Annotated in this window: 3 protein-coding genes; all 3 read right to left on the bottom strand. The window is 48.9% G+C overall.

What is annotated here, in order from left to right; genetic code table 11:
- Positions 1–56: 56 nt before the first annotated feature.
- From aroQ to ytxJ, 3 genes are read right to left on the bottom strand one after another with little or no spacing between them, the layout of a single operon-like run.
- Entirely contained in the window at positions 57–482 is a 426-nt protein-coding gene (aroQ, locus tag VN105_RS14740; RefSeq protein ID WP_325642175.1) for a type II 3-dehydroquinate dehydratase, read from the bottom strand.
- A 32-nt stretch (positions 483–514) separates the two neighbouring features.
- On the bottom strand, positions 515–1,096 hold the full coding sequence (locus tag VN105_RS14745; RefSeq protein WP_325642177.1) for a UbiX family flavin prenyltransferase: 582 nt from the start codon (positions 1,094–1,096) through the stop codon (positions 515–517).
- 42 nt (positions 1,097–1,138) lie between these two features.
- Positions 1,139–1,471 (bottom strand): bacillithiol system redox-active protein YtxJ, encoded by a 333-nt coding sequence (gene ytxJ / locus VN105_RS14750; RefSeq protein ID WP_325642179.1) that lies wholly within the window; start codon positions 1,469–1,471, stop codon positions 1,139–1,141.
- Positions 1,472–1,660 lie beyond the last annotated feature (189 nt).

Below are 1,660 nucleotides of genomic sequence, written 5' to 3' on the forward strand. Positions count from 1 at the left end.
TAAAAATCAGCGTAATCAGCGTTCCAAGACAATTTAAGCAGCGCCGAAGGCGCGCGCTACAAATCGCTCATCCTGAAGTACTCCACCCCCAGTTGGTAGCCTTTCAGCCCCAGGCCGCAGATGCAGCCTATGCATTTGGGGGCGATCAGGGAGGTGTGCCGGAACTCCTCCCTGGCATACACGTTACTGATATGGATTTCCATTACCGGCGTTTTAATCCCTGCAATGGCGTCGCGGATGGCAATAGAAGTATGTGTGTAGGCGCCCGCATTCAGCAAAACGCCGTCATATGAAAAGCCCACTTCATGCAGATAGTTCACCAGCTCACCTTCCACGTTGCTCTGGAAATAAGTAAAAGTTACCGCCGGGAATTGCTTTTGCAGATACTTGAAATAGTGTTCGAAAGATTCACTGCCATAGATGCCTGTTTCCCGCTTGCCGAGCAGGTTCAGGTTAGGTCCGTTAATGATTGCTATTTGCATGATAATGGTTATAGAATGAAGGCCTAAGATAATTAATCCTCTTTATTATTGCTATCGCTGCCCCAGCGGTAAGTTTGTTGTTCCAGGCCTGCAAGGTCTATGATGCGGTCCACTACCGTAGCGGCCATTTCTTCCAGGTTGGCAGGGATACTGTAAAAGGAAGGCGTGGCCGGGCAAATGATACCGCCGGCCAGGGTAACGGCCTCCATGTTCCTGATGTGAATGAGATTGTAGGGAGTTTCCCTCACCACGCAGATCAGTTTTCTCCGCTCTTTCAGCACTACATCAGCGGCACGGGTGATCAGGTCGTTGGAAATACCGGTGGCGATGCGCCCCAGTGTGCCCATGGAACAAGGGCAAATGATCATGGTGTTAAAGCGCCCGGACCCGGAGGCAAACGGCGCATGAAAATCCTGTTGGGTATAAAAACGGAAAGGGAGTTGCTTATAATCTTCGTCTCTGAGCTCTGTTTCCCAGACGGTTTTGGCGTTTTCAGTCATCACCACGGCTACCTGGTCCAGCTGCTCCTGCGCTGTACTGAGCTTCTGCAACAACTGGCGGGCGTAGATGGAACCACTCGCCCCTGTAACTGCTACTACTATACGATGTTTCATTGGCTATGCTGTTGAATTTACAAAGCTAGCCTATTTGGGTGGTTATACGCCAGCCCGGGCAACTATTTCATCCATTACAATGCCGCCATGACTTTCATTGTAAACACATTCGCCATTACGGATCACCAGCACCTGGGGAGACTCATGCTGAACATGATATATTTCTGCAATCTTATTGGATACCGGACGATAAGCGATCAGGTCCAGGTAATAAAACGTTAACCCTTCCGGCACAGCCGACCGTTCCAATCTGGCCTTGGCCATTGAGCTGATAGAGCATCGCGTGCTGTGTTTGTAGATCACTACCGGCTGATGCGCAGATGCCGCATTGATGTCAGATAGTTGTTCCTCGCTGGTTAACGTTTTCCAATTCATTTAACATGCTTTGTTATGTTCTATCGCAGGCGACTTGGCCATGCCCTTCATAGGACAGCCCAATTTCTGATGGCTTGCGCAGGACGTTAAGAAAGCGGCAAAGATACAAACCATAGCGGTGTAGCCCAAAATTCTTACATAAGATTGCATACTGGCAGTTTTATTAATTTATGACTAAAACGAATTTTC

Source organism: Chitinophaga sp. (genome assembly GCF_035564935.1).
Lineage (GTDB): Bacteria > Bacteroidota > Bacteroidia > Chitinophagales > Chitinophagaceae > Chitinophaga.

What these genes read in the sequence shown, in the direction of transcription:
- VN105_RS14745 (WP_325642177.1), bottom strand. Translation starts at nt 1,096, where the DNA reads ATGAAACATCGTATAGTAGTAGCAGTTACAGGGGCGAGTGGTTCCATC.
- aroQ (WP_325642175.1), bottom strand. Translation starts at nt 482, where the DNA reads ATGCAAATAGCAATCATTAACGGACCTAACCTGAACCTGCTCGGCAAG.
- ytxJ (WP_325642179.1), bottom strand. Translation starts at nt 1,471, where the DNA reads ATGAATTGGAAAACGTTAACCAGCGAGGAACAACTATCTGACATCAAT.